The organism is Spongiimicrobium sp. 3-5 (assembly GCF_046557915.1).
Classification (GTDB): domain Bacteria; phylum Bacteroidota; class Bacteroidia; order Flavobacteriales; family Flavobacteriaceae; genus JBHEBG01.
In genome coordinates, this window is the sequence record NZ_JBHEBG010000002.1 from 23,087 (window position 1) to 43,392 (window position 20,306).

Here is a 20,306-nt window from a genome sequence, read left to right on the forward strand (position 1 = left end):
GCAATGCACACGGAATTAGGAAAAATGCAAGCAAACGAAACTAAAGGCGAGAAAAGATGGTTTTGAGTTCTTCACTTTTTTTAGAAATCGGCGTTCTGGATTTGGCATCTTTTACCGTAGAGTATTTATAAGGTTTGCCATCTTCCCTGCGGATAGTGTCCGACCTTTTGAAAAAGTCGATGACGCTCATTGTGTTTTTCGGGAAGGTAACTTTAAACAATTCGTAGAATTCCCTGCAACTTGGAGCATCAAGTTTGAAATGTATTTTAGATTTGTGGGTATACCAATCCTCCTTAAAAACTTTGATAAAATCATCTTTATCAGTTTTCTCTGTTATAATCATATCGTAGTTAACTAGTCCACGATACAGTTCTTTCAGTTGGTCATTTGTAGCTGAGAGGCTGAAATTATTCTTCTTTTTCAGCTTCTCTTGAATTTTTGGGATGAAGACATTTTTAAACCTTTTGGACCAAGTTATCTGGCTCATTGTAATACCGCCCATAAACATTAGGCAATTTGCATAAAAGAAAAATCCTCGTAATGGTTCAGAATATTCGAGGATAGCAGAATAGCTCGAATGCATTAATAGGAGACCAATACCATAAAAGACCAATCTTGGTTTTTCAATGTATTTATCCCATTGTGTGGATTCATTGAACATATAAAGTGCAAAGAATCCAAAGTACGGAATTAGCAATCGCACGTAAACATATGCGAAAGATGCCAAGAGCAGGTATTTAATAAAATCAGGCATACTTCTAAGTTACTATTTTATGTGAGTAATGAAGTGAATCATAGATATACTGATGAGTTTTTGGGATAGAAGAGACCATAAATGATTATTTAGTACTTGGATATTTCAATGTGCGATATTGAGGACTACAATAAACAGGTTGAAGATTTCATATAATTTAAGATAACTTATTGTGGGTAGGGGGAGGAAAGGTTAAGCGGCTTTTTCGCCGCTTGTGCTTTCGCGCGGCTCCGAGGATGTCTGGCAAAATTGGAAGGGAATGACTTTCCTAGCTGACCAGCGGAGCATGTTCGCGAGGGGAGGATTGGAGTGGAAGGTTTGCCAGACTTCCGCAGGTGCTTGGGGTTTTAGGTTAACTTTTACTAAATCAAAAATAGTCCTGACCACGGAAGTTAAGATTCTAACTTCATTGAAGTCGAATAGATGGGAAATCTGAAGGCCCAACAAATGTTCGTTTTACAGGACTACCAAAAACATAAACCGAACTAATGAATATTTGAAGAGTCCACTCTATTCTTTATCCTATTAAATTACTATCCAAGATTTTAAAAGATCTCATTAGGGAATAAATTTTACCAAATACTGCATTCTAATTGATTATGGATTGAATAGTTTTCACCTTCAAAACTCCCTAACAAAACTTACATTGACAATTAACCCATTTTTGACTTTATAAATAGAAACATACTTTGTTTCTTTATCATTTTGGGTAACTATTTCATCATTGATGACATAACTTCCATTGGTCATTTGATTTACAATTTCAACAGTTATGGATTTTTTTTCAAAATCGGATTTAAATATTGAACCCAATCTATCAGCCCCAGTACCCATTAATCTATTTGGATAAGTAAATACCTCTACGTCCTTATGGTACAGTTTTATAAATTCGTCATAGTTGTGTTCATTGTAAAGTTTCATTCTTTTACTGACTACTTGCAATGGTGTTAGATTTGCACTTTGTTCTGACTGTAATGAATTACCACTTTTATCATTGTCAGGTTTATCATTACACGCTATTAAGAAAGTCATCATTGAACCGATGATTATTACAATACCTTTTTTCATTTTAAATATTCTTTTAATTTTTTGGGAAATCTGTGTTTGTTTTAATCTCTTTAATTTGCTGCACATGCCGTTCCGTATGCCCTGACATGTAGAGGATGACTTGATAAGCATCGGTAGCTCCAACATTTGCAAAATGATTTCTCAAGTCATCCTTGGTTGTTTTAACATAATTAATATGTTTTTGTCTCTTTTCCTCGAACTCTTTGAGCGTTGAATCAAAATCCCCATATTTTCCCTTAGGCAGGAATTCCTCTTGTGTTGTCCTCTTTTTAGTGCGATCTGTAGCAATTTCCAATATTTTTTCATCAGAGAAACGTACTCCTTTGCGCATTTCCGGATTGGCACGAAGGGCTAAAGACTCCTCAAGTATTTCAAACACTTCGTTTTCAAAAATTGCAATATGCTCTGTGCAATCAGCAATAGACCATGATGATTCACTGCTTTTATAGTTGAGCTGCTTTTGACTTAAACCCTTTAGTTCCTTTAAAAAAGAGTCTCGTGATTTGGTCAATTCTTTAATAGCAAAATCCCTTTCCGCTTTTTTTAATTCGGTCTCAGAAGTACTAAAGCTTAGCAGTGCTAGGCTTAAAATCAATACAATAACTTTTTTCATTTTATATAAATTATAATGATTCTTGGATAAGGATTATCACCTGATTTTAATCATTCTTTCCGTTAGCCCTTTTTCTTTAAGATAATCGGCTAAATCATGAGATTCCCCAATTAGGGCATGATGCAGCAACGTAAATCCATGAGGGCCTTTTGCGAAGACCAATTCAGGATATGCTTCTAAAGTAGGTATTACCAAATCTGTTTTACCTAACATGGCCAACACAAAAAGACTTACCCTAGCCCCTTTGGAAATTAAATAATTGGCAATTTCTTTATTGCCTAAATGTCCAGCGCCTTCAATGGCCTCCTCATAATCCCCATTTCCCCAATCAAAAGGACTGTAAACTAAGTTAGGGTGTTCCTGTAGCATCTCTTTAACCAATTCTAGATTACTATGTCCGGCAACTACAAAATCTTTTACCAACTTTAAATCGAGTTGCTTCGGTTCTTTTTCCTGAGATTGAGAAAAGGCTAATGTTGGAGTCAGAATAGCCGTTGAAACGCTTAAAAGGGAATTACTAATAAATTTTTTTCTGTTCATGATTATTGAATATTGTACTATTTCTATGCACACCAGACGTGCATAATAAATTGTTTTATCAATATTCGGAGATAATGTATTAGGATACTGTAAAAAACATGTTTCCTTTAACGAAAAGTAATGTCTTTACTTTTTTCTATAAGCAGAAGGGGTTAATCCGGTTTTTTTCTTAAAGGCAACATTGAAAGAAGTGACGTTGCCAAAACCAGAATCATAGGCAATTGCAGCGATTTTTTCATTTACGTATTTTGAATCTTTTAATAACAGTTTTGCTTTTTCAATACGATACTGATTTACAAATTCATAAAAATTTTGCTGGGTATTTTCATTTATAACTTGCGAAATTTCTCGGGCTTTCACATTTAATTTTTTAGAAACTACGTATAGTGTAAGACCCTCATCTAAAAAAGTATGTTCGGTTTCAAAGAGTTCTTGGACCTTTTGAAATAAAACTAATGAACGATTTCTATTTAATTTGGAGCTGCTATACTTCTGTAGGTTGAACTTATGGCGATTTAAGAATAGGTAACTGAAGGCATAGATCAAAAAAGAATAAAATATAGGTCCAATAATATAGTATATGGTAAAATCAAAAAGATTTCCGACATAATGGAACCATATGAGTGTAGACCCAATTAAAATGTTACGATACCATTGTACGATACTCTTTGAAGCTTTCATGCGATTTTTATACAGATAAGACCAGGATAATTTTAGATAAACCAGAAAATGAAAAACTATTATTCCATAGTTCCAAAAAGCTTCAAATCTCCCATTTCTTGGAACAAAGGGAACTAAAAAAAGAAATAATATAAAAGGGACGAAGTGAACGTAATCCCTTATGGAAAATAATCTGTTATTCTCGAAAAGCGTAATTCCATAAAACCACAATGAAGGAGCAGCAAATAAAATTCCTGAAATACCAATGTTGTTCTGCCAATTCTCTAGAGGGATATAATAGTTCAATACAGATTTACCGATCCTTATTGTCAAACCTAATAAGAACAAAGCCAAAAATATATTGGATGCCTTATTTCCCTTTTTATGTGTCAACAAATAGAAGCTCAAAAAAAGACCTTGAGCTAAGCCTAGAGATGCTAAAATAAGAATGAGGCCAGTTGTCAGCATTTAAAGCATATTAAGATTTCCCCTAAATATCATATTGGAGGTGTATATCATGGTTTCAATGTTTTGTTTGATATGTTTCCCCAAAATTCAATATTATCCATATAAGTTACCTTAAAGAACATGTTTCTTTGGATAAATGTTAGCCTTTATTTATTTTTTAAGACTAAAAATACCATGGGCCTTTACCCAATGGACTTCTCCTTTGATTGCTCCCTTCCAGCCACTCTCTGGAGGGGCACTGTATCTTTTTGAAAAGAAAAAATACTTGTTATCTGGTGACATATACGGACAAAAATATATCCAATCTTCGATAATCGACTCACCAAGATCAAAATAAATAGGTGTTTGCCATTTGTTGTTTTCTTTAAATGATACAGCAAATCCCCTTTCTTCAGTATAGGTGTTTCCAGTAATCAAGAAACTTTCATCGGGTGAGACATAGGTGCTGCGTTCGCTTTTTTTGGTATTTATTTCAGAACCAAGATTTATGGGTATATCAAATTCTCCATCTCCCAAATATTGGGCGCGATAAATATCTCGTTTGCCAAAACCGCCCGGACGGTCAGAGGTAAAATAGATGCTTCCATCAGCGACAACTACTGGATATGATTCCGCATAGTTATCTGTTGATATTGGGTATCCAACTCTGGAAGCTACTTGCCATTTACCTCCTACTTTTTGACTTCTAAAGATATCTGGTTTAGAATTTGCAGAACGATCCTTAGGACTAATTCCAAGAAAATACAATGTATTGCCATCCGCTGTAATTGATGGGTCAATTGCTACTGATTCATCATCTTGGTTGGAAAACATTTCAATTGATTCAGGTGTTGTCCAACTACCATCAGTTAGTTCGGAATGATGTAGAACAAATCTTCCATCAATAATTCGCGTAAAAAACAATTCAGTGTTAGAAGCATTAAACACAGTATTAATTTCTATAGCGTCTGTATTAACTACTGATGTGGCAAATAATTTAGGTTTGCTATCTGGTAGTTCTTGATCTAAATAAGAAATATTTGAGTTGATTGATTTACAACAATGTAAAACAAATGCTAGCCCAAGTATGGATAAGAAATAATACCCTTTGTTCATTGTTTAAACTTCTATAATGTTTGGTAACAATTGGATGTGAGTCATATTGCAAGTTTATCTATTGTGTTTATTTTGCTCATGAATATCTTTTAGAAGTAAATGACTTATGAATTATTTTCCACTCCCCTTTTATTTTTAAAAGCAACATATAATCAATGGCTATTCGATCTCTATCTGGCATTAAAACCTCTATTTTGGCTATCGCTGCATCACCTTCATAGTCCACGGAAAGTACTTTACCAATACGGTTGTTTTTTTTGCCTAGTTTGAAATTGCTAATATATTTTTCCCCATCTATAATGCTCAGGGTATCATTTTTTATATAATATAGATTGAAACCTTTATGAAAAGCTTTATTTAATCTATTGGGCTCGCCATTTGACGTACCTTCAATATAATTAAGAAGTGTTTTATTGATTAGATTAAATTCATTTTGCTTGTCAAGATTTTTATTCTGATTTTGCCTATGTGTTTTAAGGTTAATAATCTTGTGCATTATTCTCCATTCTTCCTTAATTTTTAGAAGGAGTAGATAATCCGTAGCTACCATATTCCTTTCAGGAAAATAAACCTCAATCTTTGCTGTTGCAGCATCATTTTCAGTATCAATAGAAATTACTTTCCCAATTCGATTATATTTTTTCCCCTTTTTCACCCTTGTTAAATAACCCTTACCATCGATTATTCTTAAAGTATCGCCGCTAATTAAATACAAATTGAAATCCGATTGAAATGCATTTTTCACCAATTCTGGTTCTCCATTTGCCGTTCCCATTATATAATTTTGGAGAGTTTTATTGATTTGCTCAATCTCAGTTTGGGCACTTAATTTTAATCCTAAAATAGAATTAAATGCAAATAGTAAAATATAGATTTTTTTCATGTTATACTGTGTTTAATAAACATGTATGGGTGCTATTATTTTTGCTTCTTTAACCATACAGCTGATGACCCATTATTAATAATTTTTCTTACTGAAGAACCATCCCTGTTCATAATATAAGTACTCCAATAGTCATCCATTTTTGATTGAAAAATTAGTTCTGAGCCATTAGGTGACCAAGATGGATGAGAATCATCAACTTCACTAGAGGTTAATCGTTTTTGATTGGACCCATCTATATTCATGCTATAAATTTCTTGATTACCATCTCTTTTGGACACAAAAGCTATTTGCTTGCCATTTGGTGAAACCTCAGGATGCCAATCTTCAGCATCGTTATTGGTTAGTTGAATCATGTTGCTGCCATCTATATTGGCTATACTTATCTCACTTTTTTTATCTTTGGATTCTGAGTAAAAGACTATTCTACCATCTGGTGTAAAACAAGGGCCTCCACCGCTTAGTGGTTTTATTTGAGTCTGTTCGCTTCCATCTGAATTCATGGCCCAGATTTCGTCATTCACTAGTCCGGTCGAATCTTTGTAATATCTTGCAAATACAATCTTTCTTCCATCAGGTGACCATGCAGGTGAACTATCCCATTTACCATCTGCATGAGTTAATCTCTTCCAATTTGTACCATCATTATTTATTGTATGAATAGACCATGTCTTCTTGTCATCGTATTTTGCATAAAAAGCGATGCGTTTTCCGTCATGAGACCATGCTAAATAGCCACCACCACTTTTAAGTGGATTTGTAATTTTAACTTTTGATGTACCTTCAATATTGGTTAAATATATTTCTCTTTTACTTGATTCACCTGAGACATTTGAAGCATAAGCAATTGTATGGGAAGTTGATTTAGATTTACTTCTTTCCTGACAAGAAATAGCAATGCCAATTAGGGAAGTTAAAATGAATAAGATTTTTACATGATCCAATTTTTTAGTTCTCACAGAATATTGGTTTTTAAAAGTTCATTACCAAGTTTAGCTTTATGGCCATCAGTTTTGTTTATTGACTTTTTCTCTCCATTGATTTATTAGAGTTTGATACTCATTCCATTCAAGCTCATCTAAGTTTGATGATATTTTATATATTTTTTCCAACGCTGAAATTGCTTTGTCAAACTGTTTATTTGCCTCATAGGCTTTTGCGAGTTCATTTAAGGCCAAAGTTGATTTTGGGGAATATTCAACCCAACGTTCGATAACTTCAATTGCCTCAGCAGCATTTCCCTGTTTTAGTAGATTTGGACCTATCCAACTTAATCTATTCACACTATTCCAGCGCTCTGCTCTTGGTAGTATTTTAAAACCATATTCTGTTGAAGACTTTTGAAAATGGTTATCTAAGTTTTCCATTGCTGTTCCCGGTTTTTCTATGATATCTCTATATTTCGCTGACCATCTTTCATTTGGAAACACCATGTTTAGGGCTTCATGTAAAGCTGGTAAAGCCAAATCATAATGTCCTTCATTAGGAAATGTCTTAGAAATAAATTTGAAATTCGGAGAGCGATAGGAGGATAGACGTTTTTCTAAAGATTCCAAATTGTCTTTAATTTTGTGGGAACCATTACGGTCATCCGAATCTGATGATGTCAGGTATAAATACTTATTGTTATACGGTGATTTATCCTTTTCGAATTGACTTATAAATACATCAATAAAACTTTCTCCGTCCTTATAACCCATTCCAAGAATATCGCCCGAAGCAATACCAATATAAACATCAAATAAATCGGTTTCTTTTGCAAATGCGTGTAATGGATATATCGATGTCGTGGAAAGTCCTAGTACCATTCTAAAATCATTAGCACGATAGTTTTCTTTTAAATAGAGAAATAATTCTTCTTTTAGATAGGCTGTAAAAGGGTCTGGATTTCCGCCAAATGGCAGTTGTTTCCAGTCTTTTGGCCAGAAATCACTTCCGTTTGTATATAATTTGGGGATGTGTGCTCCATCGGTTAGACTAACTACAATAGTTTCCGGCATTCTCTCTACTGAGCTTAAATGTTTCACAACTCCCGAAACCATATGGAAAAACTCGTTCTCGAGCAACATTAGAACAGGATATGTATGCCGTTCGGATGATTTGTGAAAGCCTTCAGGAAGAAAAATATTGATGCTTTTATCCTCATTTAGAATTTTTGAATGAATTACATCCTGTTGGGCGTAGGTTAATGTGATTGATTGTTTCTTGTTTAAAATCGACTGGTTGCTCGTTTCCTTTTGTTGCGCATTTGAGTTAGAGAAATTAAGCAAGATACCAAGGGCTAAAAAGAATTTTAATAATTTCATTTATTTTAAGCTTTTCTGTTTGAAAATAAATTGAGAACTATGTCGGAAACCGGTTCGCTTTTCTATAGGCAATCTCATTATCAAAACTCAATGTTTTACTAGAAAAATGATTTAAAGAACATGTTTCTTTGAACAAATTTTATTTGTCTACACACCCCTTAAAAGCACAAAAACTATTATCCGGTTATATTTTCGTCTTGACTCAATTCTTAATTGTTTGCTTTAATGTTGATTCTGGCAAACACCAACTTTTCTATGGAATTGCTCTTGAGTAAAAGCCATATCATAAGTAAAATTTCACCATATGAAGTATAGTCTGAAAGTGTTGGTTTCAGTATGTTCGGATATACAAACAAGAAGATTGAATCCAACGTGTATCCAGCTCCTGCAAATAGTAACATAACTCCCAGGAATTTTGAGATTCGGGTATCCAATTTATAGATTAAGGCTCCAAGAGGAAAAAGCCATAATCCCCAAAAAATTACTGCAATGTGAGTGCCGTGATTGTGAATTGTAGAGAATAAATTTGTTAGGTTTAGGCTTTCTTCTATTGAGAAACTATCTATGCTATTTATCAATAACATAGCAAAATGATTAACTTCATTTAATACAGATACACCTGCACCAAATAGCATTAAGATCAGCATGGATAATGCCATTGTTTTGTTGATCTTCGATAGTAATCTGTATAGATAGATTACAAGTAGAATACTAACGATGTTCATAGCAAGAATGCTAACTATTCCAATCCGAAACAAAAATGGATTGTTATTAATATTTATGATTGTTTTTGCAATATCCCCTTCAATTTTTATTTGAGGCAGGGCGTACATAAGAGCATAAAGCCCTGTTATGGCGAGAATCAAGTAAGATAGCCCTGCAAATAATGCGTTTTTTTGTAATTTGATATTCGTCATTCTATTTGTTTTTTATAAGTGAATACCTCTTCAAGAGGCTTATTAAAAATTCCAGCAATCTTAAAAGCCAATTCCAAAGAGGGAGAATATTTTCCTTTTTCAATAGCCATTATTGTTTGTCTCGTAACCCCAACCTTTTCTGCCAATTGCTGCTGGGTCATTTCATTGGTAAGAAACCGTAATGTTCTAATGGTATTGGAGATGTTGGTGTCTTTCATTTTAAATACCTTTTCTTGTATAATAAAGTTCAGATAGATTTTGTACTATAAAGGAAGCGAATATTGAAAAGAAAAGTAGTTTGAACATGGTTGTAATGGATATTCCTAGAACAAGAAACCCCATCGTTGTTAAAAAGCATACCATAAAAGTGTTGTTAAAATTTCGGGTAGACCTTAGCTTTATCAGTTTGCCAAATTCGTCCGTAAGAAACTTTTCTTCCCTCTTTTTGGTAATGACTGAATTCAGTATGCTGTAGAACAGGTACAACACAATTCTCGAAAGAATCATTACGGGCACCAATAATAGTATGGATGCTCCCCAAAAGGGTAGTTCTCCCATATCCGTCAACTTGCTGTTATAAACATTCAATAGAATTGCATAATAACCTAGAAACGTAATGGTATCAATAACCAAAAATATAATTGGCCGTTTTTCTTGTGTTGTCATATGTGATTTTATTTAAAGGAATCGTATCCGTTGAACTTATGCATTAATAATGTATGCTCCCACTTCTTAGGGTTTTGATTTTACAAACTCCCTCAAGTGCACAATTTCACTAGGAATTACCCATTTAGCCATCATGTTTATCATCCACGCAGGAGGATTGCCGCCTGGATGAAACCGAAATGTACCCGATGCCATACAGCTATTGTGATCAATTTCTTTAAATCTCCAATCTCCTATGTCTACTGGCATTCTGACCACCTTATCGGTTGCCTCATATCCTGCTACATCTACCTGATGCCATTTTACTCCCATGGCCTTCCCCATTAGATCTTCATATAATGAATACCTTACCACTACATCTCTATCTTTTACAAAAGCACGGCCGTACATGTATGAGTAGAGTGTAAGTTCATTTTCCGTTTGTTCCAGAATTTTAAAGGTTCCAGTTGGTTTCCCCTTTCTAGAGAAGTAGAGACTTGAATCGGTAAACATCTCCATTGCGGTGCCTTGGGCTGTTTTCATGGAACTATTTACCTTTCCAACAACTTTGAACTCATGCAATTTAGAACCTGAAACTTTCCTCTTGTAAAGACTCCAACCCTCTACCTTCTTCTTATTCCTCTTTTTCTTAATTAGTTTCCACTCATGATTGTCTGTTGCCTGATCTTGAGCAATGGACGCTGGGCAGAATGTTACAGCCATTATTGCTAAACATATTATCTTGATCCAATTCGATTTATTCGCCTTTGTTTTTTCCATGATTTTAATTACTCGATTTTATTTGATTGATATAAGGAGTTAAATATATTTTACACAAAGTAAAGTATTATATACTTATTGTAAAATATATTTAACATTTATTTGCAAATAATCATCCATGATATATCAGTGTCAAAAAAGTAAAATGTGTTCTTGATTGCTGCTTGGGTGTTTAAAAATTGCCCATGGTTATGACAGGTATATTATGTGTTTTAAATACTTAAACGCCAGTATAGCAACGTCTGTAGTCGATAAACAATATACTTGCACCTATATGCTGCCACAAAGTTTATTTGTTATTCAATCTTAAGAATAAATCTTGTGTTTCCTAAAACGGCCGTTTTACAGCACCATTTTCCTTTTGCAATTTCCTCTGTCTAGAAGAGTTTTATTTACGGTCCTTTTTAGTATTCTCGTTAATTACCCTTTTATGGAACTCATTACACATTAGAAATCCAGATTTAATTCGGGAATCAAATTCGCAGCTTCCTTCATTTTTTCATCAATTATCTTGGTATAGATTTCCGTAGTACGGATTTCACGATGTCCCAACCGTTTTGAGACAGTATAGATGTCGGCTCCATTTTCCAGTAACAACACAGCATTGGTATGTCTAGCACTATGGAAAGTAATATGCTTCGTGATTCCTGCTTTCATACACCATCTAAGAATCTCGGTATTATAGACTGCACCATACTTAAGACCTCTAAAAACTCGGTCACTCTCATTGGTTCTATTTCCAAGTAAGGCCCTGGACTGCTCAGAAACATATAGGTATTCTAGTCCGTCGGTTTTCTTTTGCCTAAATATAATTCGTGAACCTGTATCCTCATCTCTAACCTCCGACCATCTTAATTTATCAATATCGCTCCATCGTAAACCAGTAAGACAGCTAAAAATAAAAGCATTCTTTAGTACAGGATATTTACATTCGGCTTGTGACATTGCCTGTAATTCTGAATAGGTAAGGTATTCCCTTGTAGACTCACCTTGCTCAAAACCTTTAACTGACCGCAATACATTTTCTTCCAAATAGTTTTCGGTATAGGCTTCTCGTAAAGCTGCTTTAAATTTGTTGAAGTAGGTGTATTTAGAATTTTGGGATAGGGGAGTACCACTCTTGGTTTTGGCTTTGGTGTTTAGATATCGCTTAAACCCTTTGACAAAATCGGTATCAATATCCTTTAGTTGTTTATGGGCAGGACAATATTTTGCGATATGTTTTAGAGCTGCATCCCAATTGCCATAATTAGCTTTGGTTTCAAAGCGGTCTTCTTTAAGCTGCTCATAGTACTCTAAAAAAGTTAATTCTCCCTTCTTATCGTTTTTGATTTTGTATTTCCCTTGAATGTATTCAGCCTTTCTTATCGCCAGTATGCTTTCGGCCAATTGAAGCGTTTCTTTATTTTTTCTTTTTTCCTCTGCATTTGCAGGATTATCAAAAACATACTGTTTTAGGTATTCGAATTTTCGTAGATGCTTTTTAACCCCATTATTATCTATCCGATAACCATTATAGAATTCAAGAAACAAACTAGATTTTCCGTTTTTTAACTTTTTCTGCTTTAGATTGATTTTCATAACAAAGGATTTTGAGGTATAATTTTTCCACCTTATGAGTTGAAAAATTAAATGAGGTGTAAAAATGGTGTAATAAATGTATGAAAATAGGAGATTAAGAGAAAGAGAAAAGAAAAATAATTTTCAACAACTTATTGATTTACAGTTATATGAAATCAAATGGAACCATATGAGACCAAATGAAATACTTATTTATTTCCCGATACAAAAATTGGCGAAGATATTTCCCAAAAGGTCATCATTGGTAATTTCCCCTGTTATTTCCCCAAAATGATATAAGGCTTGGCGAATGTCTATGGCCAACAAATCACTGGGAACGCTATTGGCCATTCCCAACTGCACTTTGTCTACCTCCTCCAGGGCTTTAATAAGCGCATCGTAGTGACGTGTATTGGTGACAATGGTTTCATTGTTCTTAAGTGCACCGGTATGTACAAAATTCAGTAAGCCTGTTTTAAGGGCATCTACACCCGCTCCAGTTTTGGCCGATAACATTACCGGAAATGAATGCGCCAAACGGGTAGAAATGGTTACTAACCTTTCTTCTATGGTATTCAGCATTGGTAAGGGTAGTGCATCAATTTTATTCGCAACCACTATAAGCGGTTTTGTTGGGTGCTTTTTGCCTATTTTTTTGATCTCGGAGCCAAAGTCCTCAATTTTTTTCTGATTTAAAACTCCGTCCTTAACCACAGAACTTACATCCATTAAGTACAAGATCACCTGTGCCTGTTCTATTTTCTCCAACGTTTTTTGTATACCCAATTGCTCTATGGTATCTTCCGTGGCGCGTAATCCTGCAGTATCTATAAATCGAAATCCAAGGCCGCCAATGGAAATTTCGTCCTCTATGGTGTCTCTAGTAGTACCGGCGATATTGGAAACAATGGCCCGTTCTTCGTTCAGCAACGCATTTAACAAAGTAGATTTCCCCACATTAGGTTCGCCCACAATAGCAATAGGGATACCATTTTTAATTACATTGCCAACAGCAAAGGAATCGATCAACCGTTTTAGTACATCTTGTATTTTAGCGAGTAAAGCCTTAAACTGACCCCGATCTGCAAATTCTACGTCTTCTTCCGAGAAGTCTAGCTCCAATTCTATCAAGGAAGCAAAATTGAGCAGCTCATCTCGCAACAGTTTTATCTCGTTGCTAAACCCTCCTCGCATTTGTTGCATGGCTATTTGATGACTGGCCTCATTATCACTTGCGATAAGGTCGGCTACGGCTTCGGCCTGACTTAGATCTAACTTGCCATTTAAAAAAGCCCTCAGTGTAAATTCGCCGGCATCTGCCATACGACAACCTTGCCTTAATAATAGTTGAATAATTTGTTGCTGTATATATGGAGAGCCATGACAAGAAATTTCCACGACATCTTCTCCCGTGTACGAATTTGGTCCTTTGAAAAGTGATAACAGCACCTCATCCAAAGTACGCTCTCCATCCATTATATGTCCTAGGTGTACGGTATGGCTTTTTTGCTTTTCAAGGGTCTTGTTCCGTACCGAACGGAAAACAGAAGCACTAATAGGGATCGCCTCCTTTCCGGAAACGCGAATTATAGCGATAGCACCAGCACCAGCGGGTGTGGCCAAGGCAACGATGGTACGTTCTTGTATCATGGCTGCAAAAATACAAATTCATTTCCGCTTGTAACATTTCGATGGAAATTGCTACCTATAGTTAGAACATCATCAAAAAACAATCAAAAAATGGAAATCATCAATCAATCAACATTACGCACTAACAATCAGCTTCTGGTCATTACGCATTTAACACAGCTATTGAATTATGTTTTTGGTTTTGGGGGGCTGGTAGTTCCTCTTATCCTATGGCTGTCTTCAAAGGACTCTGTGGAAGGTATGAACGATCATGGAAAGTCGATCGTCAATCTACAATTAAGTATGCTTTTGTACATTTTTCTGAGTATACCGGCCATTTTTTTGCTTGGTCTGGGCCTTCTAACACTAATTGGCGTGGGGATATTAGGGTTTGTTATGCCTATAGTAAATGCGGTAAAAGCAGGTAATGGAGAAGCTCCCAGCTATTTTATGACCATTAGGTTCATTTCTTAATTATCGAGGAAAAATTTACGATGCTTATTGGTAGTCCCTACTTAATTGTTAAGCATTACAGGCATTACCAACATGGTTACGTTTTCGCCCTCATCCAATCCATCGGAAGGGGTTAAGATACCTGCTCTATTGGGCAAGCTCATTTCCAAGGAAATTTCATCGGAGGTAAGGTTGCCGAGCATTTCTACCAAAAAACGCGAGTTAAATCCTATCTGCATATCGTCGCCCTGATACGCACAGGTAAGTCGTTCTTCGGCCTTATTACTGTAATCAAGATCTTCAGCAGAAATGTTAAGTTCTGCTCCTGCAATCTTAAGACGTATTTGGTGTGTGGTCTTATTGGAAAAAATAGACACCCTCCTAACGGAACTTAGCAACTGATTTCTGGAAATGGTGAGTTTATTTGGATTTTCTTTTGGTATTACCGCTTCATAATTGGGGTATTTCCCATCAATCAGCCTACATATCAATTCGGTGTCCTCAAAACTGAATTTGGCGTTACTCTCGTTATATTCTATAGTAATATCGCTCTCGCTCCCTGCCAGAATACCTTTAAGTAGTGTCAATGGCTTTTTGGGCATGATAAATTCAGCAACTTGGGAAGCAGAAATATCAGATCTTTGGTATTTCACCAACTTGTGAGCATCAGTGGCAACAAAGGTTAGATGCTCTGGAGAAAACTGAAAGAATACGCCGCTCATTACCGGTCTTAGGTCATCGTTTCCTGCCGCAAATATGGTTTTGTTGATTGCAGTGGCCAAGATATCTCCCATTATTGTAGTGGCACTGGGATTGGAAAGTTCCACTGCTTTAGGAAACTCAGCGCCATCTGCATAGGCAAGGGCATATTTTCCATGGTTAGAACTTATTTCGACCGTATGATTGTCAGTGACCGTAAACGTAAGTGGTTGTTCGGGGAAAGTTTTTAAGGTATCCAACAAAAGCCTCGCTGGCACTGCTATGGTGCCTTCATTATCGGAATCTACTTCCAAAACGGAACTCATTGTAGTTTCCAAATCTGAAGCGGAGACCGTAAGTTTATTTTTGTTAAGATCAAAAAGAAAATTATCAAGAATGGGAAGGGTATTGTTATTGTTGATGATACCCCCCAAAACTTGGAGTTGTTTTAGTAAATAGGTGCTAGATACTATAAATTTCATTCGTTGTATTATTTTTTAAGCCGCCACAGTTTAAGAGGGATTTTTAGACTGTAATTCCATAATAAATCCCCAAGCACTGTAGTATAGCATTAGAAACAAAGATATTTTAAAAGTCCTTTTTAAGGAAACAAACTTATTAACACTTAGCTCCCGAATTTTTTCTTCCGAAATAGTCTAAAAAGGAACCCAAAAACCAAGGTCAATAGTATTGGAAGTCCAATATTTATTAGCTGCCATTTACTTTTTTCCTCTGCAATTTTTTTCTCATCGAGAAAAGGAACCGCCACCTTTTTGTTCCTAATGTTTATAAGTCCGGTATCGTCCAAGAGATAATTGATGCTGTTTATCAGAAATTCTTTGTTGCCGTAAAAGTTATTGGTCCATTTATCATAGCCTAATTCCAAGGGCCTACCTTTTCTAATTTGATTCTTGATTACATCCCCATCTGCAACTACCAGCATTTTATTGGCCCCTCCCTTTTCTATGGCCCCCTTTAGCTGTATAGGTTTTATTCTATTGGTAAAGGCAGAACTGAACGCTCCTTCTACCAATACCGCCAAGGGTTTATTACCGTTGTTGTATGTTTCCTTTTTGGGAGGCACGTTTATTACATCCAGACTTATCTGTTTAGGCGTCCCTTCTGTCTTTGATAAGGGAGAAGAGCGGTATAGGATTGTCTTTTTGTTGGTATTGGCCAAGGTGTCTATTGTATTGGTAAACTGAAATCTAATGGCCTCTAAGTTATTGTTTATAGGATGATCGTTCCTAGAAAACACCATTGGATGGTAGTACCAGGGCACAGGGTTGTATTGCGAACCGCTACCTTCTCCCGAGGCCAGTACGATCTGTGAAAAATAGAGATCATTTACCAATACGGGGTTAATACGCAAGCCGTATTTAAAAAAGAAATCGTTGAGGTTAAGGTCCCTAGGTATGGCCACTGAGGATCCTGTTTCATTAAAAAGGCTATCGAGCTCTATGGCAACTTGATCTATAAGCCAAAGCGATTTTCCTCCGCTCACTATGTACTGATCTAGCACATATTTTTCAGCATCGGTAAAAGCTTCGGTAGGTTTTGCAATTAGGGCCAGGTCGTAGTTTTTTAACTGATCTAAAACTTTTTGAGGATTGTTGGCAACAGAATCTAGGGTAATGGCCCCAATATTGTAGTAGTCTCGTATAGTAGTGAGATAATCGGCCATAAAAATATCCTCGAGCTCCCCATTACCTTTTATTACGGCCACCTGTTTTTTGTCCTTTATGGCCAACTTGGTAAACGCATCGGCAAAAGCATACTCCAAATGTTGTACAGAATTATTTACCCGGTCCTCGGTAGAAGCCCCCAATTTGTTTTTCAAAAGAGGTACCCTAACGGTGTTTTCCCCATAATTGACCATGGCCCAGGGAAACAATATTTCTTGTGATACTTTACCATTATTTTCCACGGTTATGTTCGCGGGGGTAAGCCCTATTCGTTGTAATTCGCCAATGGCGGCCTGGGTCTGACCTTCGTTTTCCAAAGGATTTATAAAGTTGAATTTTATGTTCTCATTTACCGTGGCAAATTCTTCCAAAAGCTGTTCCGTTTCTACTTTTAGCTTAGTGAATTCGGCAGGTAGCGTTCCATCCAACAATACATCTACGACCACCGGGGACCCAAAACCCTTCACAGAATTTTTTGCCGGTTGCGAGAGTGTATACCTATTGTCCTCGGTTAAATCGAATCGCATATAAAACAAACTACCCGCCCCATTAACGAGCAAGAGCAGTACCAGAGCGATTATGATAGATAAAACACGTTTTTGCATTATCTATTTAGGGTTTTTAGTTGTGAAACTGTTAGAAAAAGAAAAAAAGCGGTGAGCGTACCAAAATATAGTAGATCTCGCGTATCTAGCACACCTTTTGAAACACTATCAAAATGGGACTTCATTCCCAAATTTCTGGTTTGCAAAGACAAACCTCCATCCGAAAATAAGGAAGCTAAAGCATCGAAACCGTAGTAGATAAGAAAACACAGTACCGTTCCTAGGATAAAAGCAACAATCTGATTTTCAGTAAGTGTAGATGTAAAAATACCTATAGCGGTGTAAGCTGCCGTTAAAAACAGTAACCCAAAATAGGAGCCAATCACCAATCCCATATCTAAATTACCCACGGTAGTTCCCAACTGGGACACGCAGTAAACGTATACCCCTGTTGGGATAATGGCGAGGATGGCTAGGGTAAGGGCACCAAAAAATTTACCCAACACCGTTTTCCAAAGTGGCAGAGGTTTTATAAAGATTAATTCCAGTGTGCCCAATTTTCTTTCTTCCGCAAAACTTTTCATGGTTATGGCAGGGATTAAAAAAAGAAAGACCCACGGTGTTAATAAGAAGAACTTCCCCAGATCTGCAAACCCATAGTCGAACACGTTGTAAGGGCCTTTAAAAACCCAAAGGAACAAACCGCTAAGTACTAGAAAAAGACCCACGACCAAATATCCTATCGAAGAGGTAAAAAAGCTTTGTATTTCTCTTTTAAATATGGCTAACATACGGGCTTAGGTTAAGGTATGTAATTTAGATACGCTCCATGCTTCTGGCTTTTCTTCAAAAAGTACTTTGGTAGTGCTCCACACTTGCTTAAAAAAATCTGAATTTCTATAGTTTTCCAGTGCGTTCTCATTCTCCCAATAACTATAGGTAAAGAATATTTTGGGATTTTCATTGTCTCGATACAGTTCTAGGAATGTACATCCCTCAAAATTTCGAATATCCTGTTTTGTTGCTTCAAAAATTTGCTCAAAGCTACTTATATTTTCTTTTTTAAAGGTCAATTTTACAATTCGCACCAGCATTTACAAGAAATTAATAATTATCGTATCCCTATAGTCTAGCCCAAGTAGGGTAGAGGCCCCTCCAACCGTGTTCAGGTCGCTCTTATAAATGGCCAGTTCAATATAATTCGAAGAATTAAATAGTGCCAACAAGTCCCCCGGACCTTTTCGCTGTGTTTTTTCCAGGTCGAAATTTAATATATCACTGTATTTATGATGAATTTCGGTTATTTTTTTATTTCTGGCCTGAAGCTCAAAATTTCTGCCATTGCGGTATGCTTCAAACAGACTTTTTTGGATATTGGTTACCACATTACCGTAGTTGTCTATATAAATAACACTGCCAATTATGGTTTTTCCGTTATCTGTTACCCTTGGTGAGAATTCTTTTAGTTCCCGAAGTTTATCAAAGGTTTTTCCAACCACTTCCAGGGTGCCGCCCCGGGCAATATGGCAGGCTACTTGTACAAAAACATCAAGTACAGGAAAGGAACCGTGTGCCGGATTGGGAATATTGATCTCCACTACTTTCTCCGGACTTATTTCTGAAGTTATTAAGCAGATTACCCCATTGTTGGCACTTAAGAAGTAGTGGCCGTCTACCATTACCGCAATATGCTGGTTCTCTGGCGTAGGTTCGGAATCTACACCCACTACATGGATGGTGCCCTCCGGGAAGGCCTTATATGAGTTTTTAAGGATGTAAGCACATTCCTGAATATTGAATGGACTAATGGAATGGGAAATATCAACAATTTTGGCGTCGGGCAACTCCCTGTAAATAGTACCTTTAATGGCGCCTACGAAATGGTCTTTATGTCCAAAATCAGTCGTTAGGGTAATGATTGCCATGCAACACTGTTGATATGTTTTTAATTGGACAAACTGATTTTTACTTAAGTTTGTTGAACAAAATTACACAAAAAATAAGCGTACGGAAATTTATCTTTAAGGAACAACTTTTAAAAACCCATATTCTTTGAACGAACTCGTTATAGAACTTACCGAAATTAGCCCTAGGGAGTTTTTTGGGCAGCAAAATGCCAATATAGACTTACTTAAAAAATACTTTCCAAAATTGAAGATCGTGGCCCGTGGCAGTAAAATTAAGGTTTACGGCGATGAGGAGCTTTTGGATGAATTTGACAGGCGGTTTGATATGCTCACTGCCCATTTTGCAAAGTATAATAAGCTGGATGAAAATGTTATAGAACGCGTATTAACCAGTAATACCGCATCTGACTACGAATCTTCGGAAAACAGTGGCGATGTATTGGTACACGGGGTTAATGGTAGGTTGATAAAAGCTCAAACGGTTAACCAGCGCAAACTAGTGGATGCCGCGAACAAAAATGATATGGTCTTTGCCATTGGCCCCGCAGGTACCGGAAAAACATATACAGGTGTTGCCCTTGCCGTTAAGGCCTTGAAGGAGAAACAGGTAAAACGTATTATACTTACCCGCCCGGCGGTGGAAGCCGGTGAAAACCTTGGATTTTTACCCGGGGATTTAAAAGAGAAATTGGATCCATATATGCAACCGCTGTACGACGCGCTTCGGGATATGATTCCCAGTGAAAAACTGGCCCATTTTATAGAAAACGGTACCATTCAGATTGCACCAATGGCTTTTATGAGAGGCCGTACCTTGGATAATGCCTTTGTAATATTGGACGAAGCCCAAAATACCACCCATGCCCAAATGAAAATGTTCCTTACCCGAATGGGAAAGAGCGCCAAATTTTTGATCACAGGAGACCCCGGTCAGATAGATTTGCCAAGAAGGGTCATTTCTGGGTTAAAAGAAGCTTTGTTAATTCTTAAAAACGTACAAGGCATACAAATGATTTACTTGGACGATAAAGATGTAATTCGTCATAAATTGGTCAAAAAAGTAATCGACGCATACAAAAATATTGAGCATCAAAATTAA

At 36.4% G+C, this 20,306-nt stretch carries 22 protein-coding genes; 2 read left to right on the forward strand and 20 right to left on the reverse strand.

All coding sequences use genetic code 11. The annotated features are described in order from the left end of the window. Positions 1 to 40 precede the first annotated feature (40 nt). The 15 genes from ACEQ81_RS08210 to mnmE all read right to left on the reverse strand — a co-directional run bounded on the left by ACEQ81_RS08210 (position 41) and on the right by mnmE (position 13,939). Positions 41 to 754, reverse strand: coding sequence for a hypothetical protein (locus ACEQ81_RS08210; protein WP_411030399.1), 714 nt, complete (start codon positions 752 to 754; stop codon positions 41 to 43). Positions 755 to 1,375: 621 nt separating this feature from the next. After that, the gene (locus ACEQ81_RS08215; protein WP_411030400.1) at positions 1,376 to 1,822 is read right to left on the reverse strand and encodes a hypothetical protein; all 447 of its coding nucleotides are present in this window, start codon (positions 1,820 to 1,822) and stop codon (positions 1,376 to 1,378) included. A gap of 13 nt (positions 1,823 to 1,835) precedes the next feature. Then, a complete protein-coding gene (locus ACEQ81_RS08220) occupies positions 1,836 to 2,435 on the reverse strand; it encodes a DinB family protein (RefSeq protein WP_411030401.1) in 600 nt (199 codons plus the stop codon). A gap of 36 nt (positions 2,436 to 2,471) precedes the next feature. Next, positions 2,472 to 2,975 (reverse strand): hypothetical protein, encoded by a 504-nt coding sequence (locus tag ACEQ81_RS08225; RefSeq protein WP_411030402.1) that lies wholly within the window; start codon positions 2,973 to 2,975, stop codon positions 2,472 to 2,474. 126 nt (positions 2,976 to 3,101) lie between these two features. Continuing rightward, a complete protein-coding gene (locus ACEQ81_RS08230; protein ID WP_411030403.1) occupies positions 3,102 to 4,103 on the reverse strand; it encodes a helix-turn-helix domain-containing protein in 1,002 nt (333 codons plus the stop codon). A 150-nt stretch (positions 4,104 to 4,253) separates the two neighbouring features. Further along, positions 4,254 to 5,198, reverse strand: a complete 945-nt coding sequence (locus tag ACEQ81_RS08235) for a TolB family protein (protein WP_411030404.1) — start codon at positions 5,196 to 5,198, stop codon at positions 4,254 to 4,256. Positions 5,199 to 5,274: 76 nt separating this feature from the next. After that, positions 5,275 to 6,081 (reverse strand): nuclear transport factor 2 family protein, encoded by an 807-nt coding sequence (locus ACEQ81_RS08240; RefSeq protein WP_411030405.1) that lies wholly within the window; start codon positions 6,079 to 6,081, stop codon positions 5,275 to 5,277. A gap of 35 nt (positions 6,082 to 6,116) precedes the next feature. Beyond that, on the reverse strand, positions 6,117 to 7,040 hold the full coding sequence (locus ACEQ81_RS08245) for a DUF5050 domain-containing protein (RefSeq protein ID WP_147741130.1): 924 nt from the start codon (positions 7,038 to 7,040) through the stop codon (positions 6,117 to 6,119). A 48-nt stretch (positions 7,041 to 7,088) separates the two neighbouring features. Next, positions 7,089 to 8,387: a tetratricopeptide repeat protein gene (locus tag ACEQ81_RS08250; RefSeq protein ID WP_411030406.1), complete on the reverse strand. Its 1,299-nt coding sequence runs from the start codon at positions 8,385 to 8,387 to the stop codon at positions 7,089 to 7,091. 209 nt (positions 8,388 to 8,596) lie between these two features. After that, a complete protein-coding gene (locus ACEQ81_RS08255; RefSeq protein WP_147741128.1) occupies positions 8,597 to 9,304 on the reverse strand; it encodes a DUF4386 domain-containing protein in 708 nt (235 codons plus the stop codon). Next, positions 9,301 to 9,465 (reverse strand): helix-turn-helix transcriptional regulator, encoded by a 165-nt coding sequence (locus ACEQ81_RS08260; protein ID WP_246139857.1) that lies wholly within the window; start codon positions 9,463 to 9,465, stop codon positions 9,301 to 9,303. Before ACEQ81_RS08260 ends, ACEQ81_RS08255 begins: the two co-directional genes overlap by 4 nt. Positions 9,466 to 9,523: 58 nt before the next feature. Beyond that, positions 9,524 to 9,970 (reverse strand): hypothetical protein, encoded by a 447-nt coding sequence (locus tag ACEQ81_RS08265; RefSeq protein WP_147741126.1) that lies wholly within the window; start codon positions 9,968 to 9,970, stop codon positions 9,524 to 9,526. A 66-nt stretch (positions 9,971 to 10,036) separates the two neighbouring features. Beyond that, complete coding sequence (locus tag ACEQ81_RS08270; protein WP_411030407.1) at positions 10,037 to 10,729, reverse strand: hypothetical protein; 693 nt, start codon at positions 10,727 to 10,729, stop codon at positions 10,037 to 10,039. 447 nt (positions 10,730 to 11,176) lie between these two features. Beyond that, positions 11,177 to 12,310, reverse strand: coding sequence for a tyrosine-type recombinase/integrase (locus ACEQ81_RS08275; RefSeq protein WP_411030408.1), 1,134 nt, complete (start codon positions 12,308 to 12,310; stop codon positions 11,177 to 11,179). A 192-nt stretch (positions 12,311 to 12,502) separates the two neighbouring features. Beyond that, positions 12,503 to 13,939, reverse strand: coding sequence for a tRNA uridine-5-carboxymethylaminomethyl(34) synthesis GTPase MnmE (gene mnmE, locus ACEQ81_RS08280; protein WP_411030409.1), 1,437 nt, complete (start codon positions 13,937 to 13,939; stop codon positions 12,503 to 12,505). 90 nt (positions 13,940 to 14,029) lie between these two features. Here mnmE and ACEQ81_RS08285 point away from each other — a divergent pair, with 90 nt between their 5' ends. Continuing rightward, on the forward strand, positions 14,030 to 14,392 hold the full coding sequence (locus ACEQ81_RS08285) for a DUF4870 domain-containing protein (protein WP_411030410.1): 363 nt from the start codon (positions 14,030 to 14,032) through the stop codon (positions 14,390 to 14,392). A gap of 41 nt (positions 14,393 to 14,433) precedes the next feature. Here the strand turns inward: ACEQ81_RS08285 and dnaN are convergent, their stop codons facing one another. The 5 genes from dnaN to ACEQ81_RS08310 form a co-directional block, all read right to left on the reverse strand. Continuing rightward, on the reverse strand, positions 14,434 to 15,552 hold the full coding sequence (dnaN, locus tag ACEQ81_RS08290) for a DNA polymerase III subunit beta (RefSeq protein WP_411030411.1): 1,119 nt from the start codon (positions 15,550 to 15,552) through the stop codon (positions 14,434 to 14,436). Between the two features lie 143 nt (positions 15,553 to 15,695). Continuing rightward, on the reverse strand, positions 15,696 to 17,360 hold the full coding sequence (gene gldG / locus ACEQ81_RS08295; RefSeq protein ID WP_411030412.1) for a gliding motility-associated ABC transporter substrate-binding protein GldG: 1,665 nt from the start codon (positions 17,358 to 17,360) through the stop codon (positions 15,696 to 15,698). Beyond that, on the reverse strand, positions 17,360 to 18,091 hold the full coding sequence (gene gldF, locus ACEQ81_RS08300; RefSeq protein WP_411030413.1) for a gliding motility-associated ABC transporter permease subunit GldF: 732 nt from the start codon (positions 18,089 to 18,091) through the stop codon (positions 17,360 to 17,362). The genes gldG and gldF overlap by 1 nt, the downstream gene beginning before the upstream one ends. Before the next feature lie 6 nt (positions 18,092 to 18,097). Beyond that, entirely contained in the window at positions 18,098 to 18,394 is a 297-nt protein-coding gene (locus ACEQ81_RS08305) for a putative quinol monooxygenase (protein ID WP_411030414.1), read from the reverse strand. Beyond that, a complete protein-coding gene (locus ACEQ81_RS08310) occupies positions 18,395 to 19,225 on the reverse strand; it encodes an S-adenosyl-l-methionine hydroxide adenosyltransferase family protein (protein ID WP_411030415.1) in 831 nt (276 codons plus the stop codon). A 127-nt stretch (positions 19,226 to 19,352) separates the two neighbouring features. On the opposite strand from ACEQ81_RS08310, the gene ACEQ81_RS08315 reads away from it, so the two are divergent. After that, on the forward strand, positions 19,353 to 20,306 hold the full coding sequence (locus tag ACEQ81_RS08315; protein ID WP_411030416.1) for a PhoH family protein: 954 nt from the start codon (positions 19,353 to 19,355) through the stop codon (positions 20,304 to 20,306).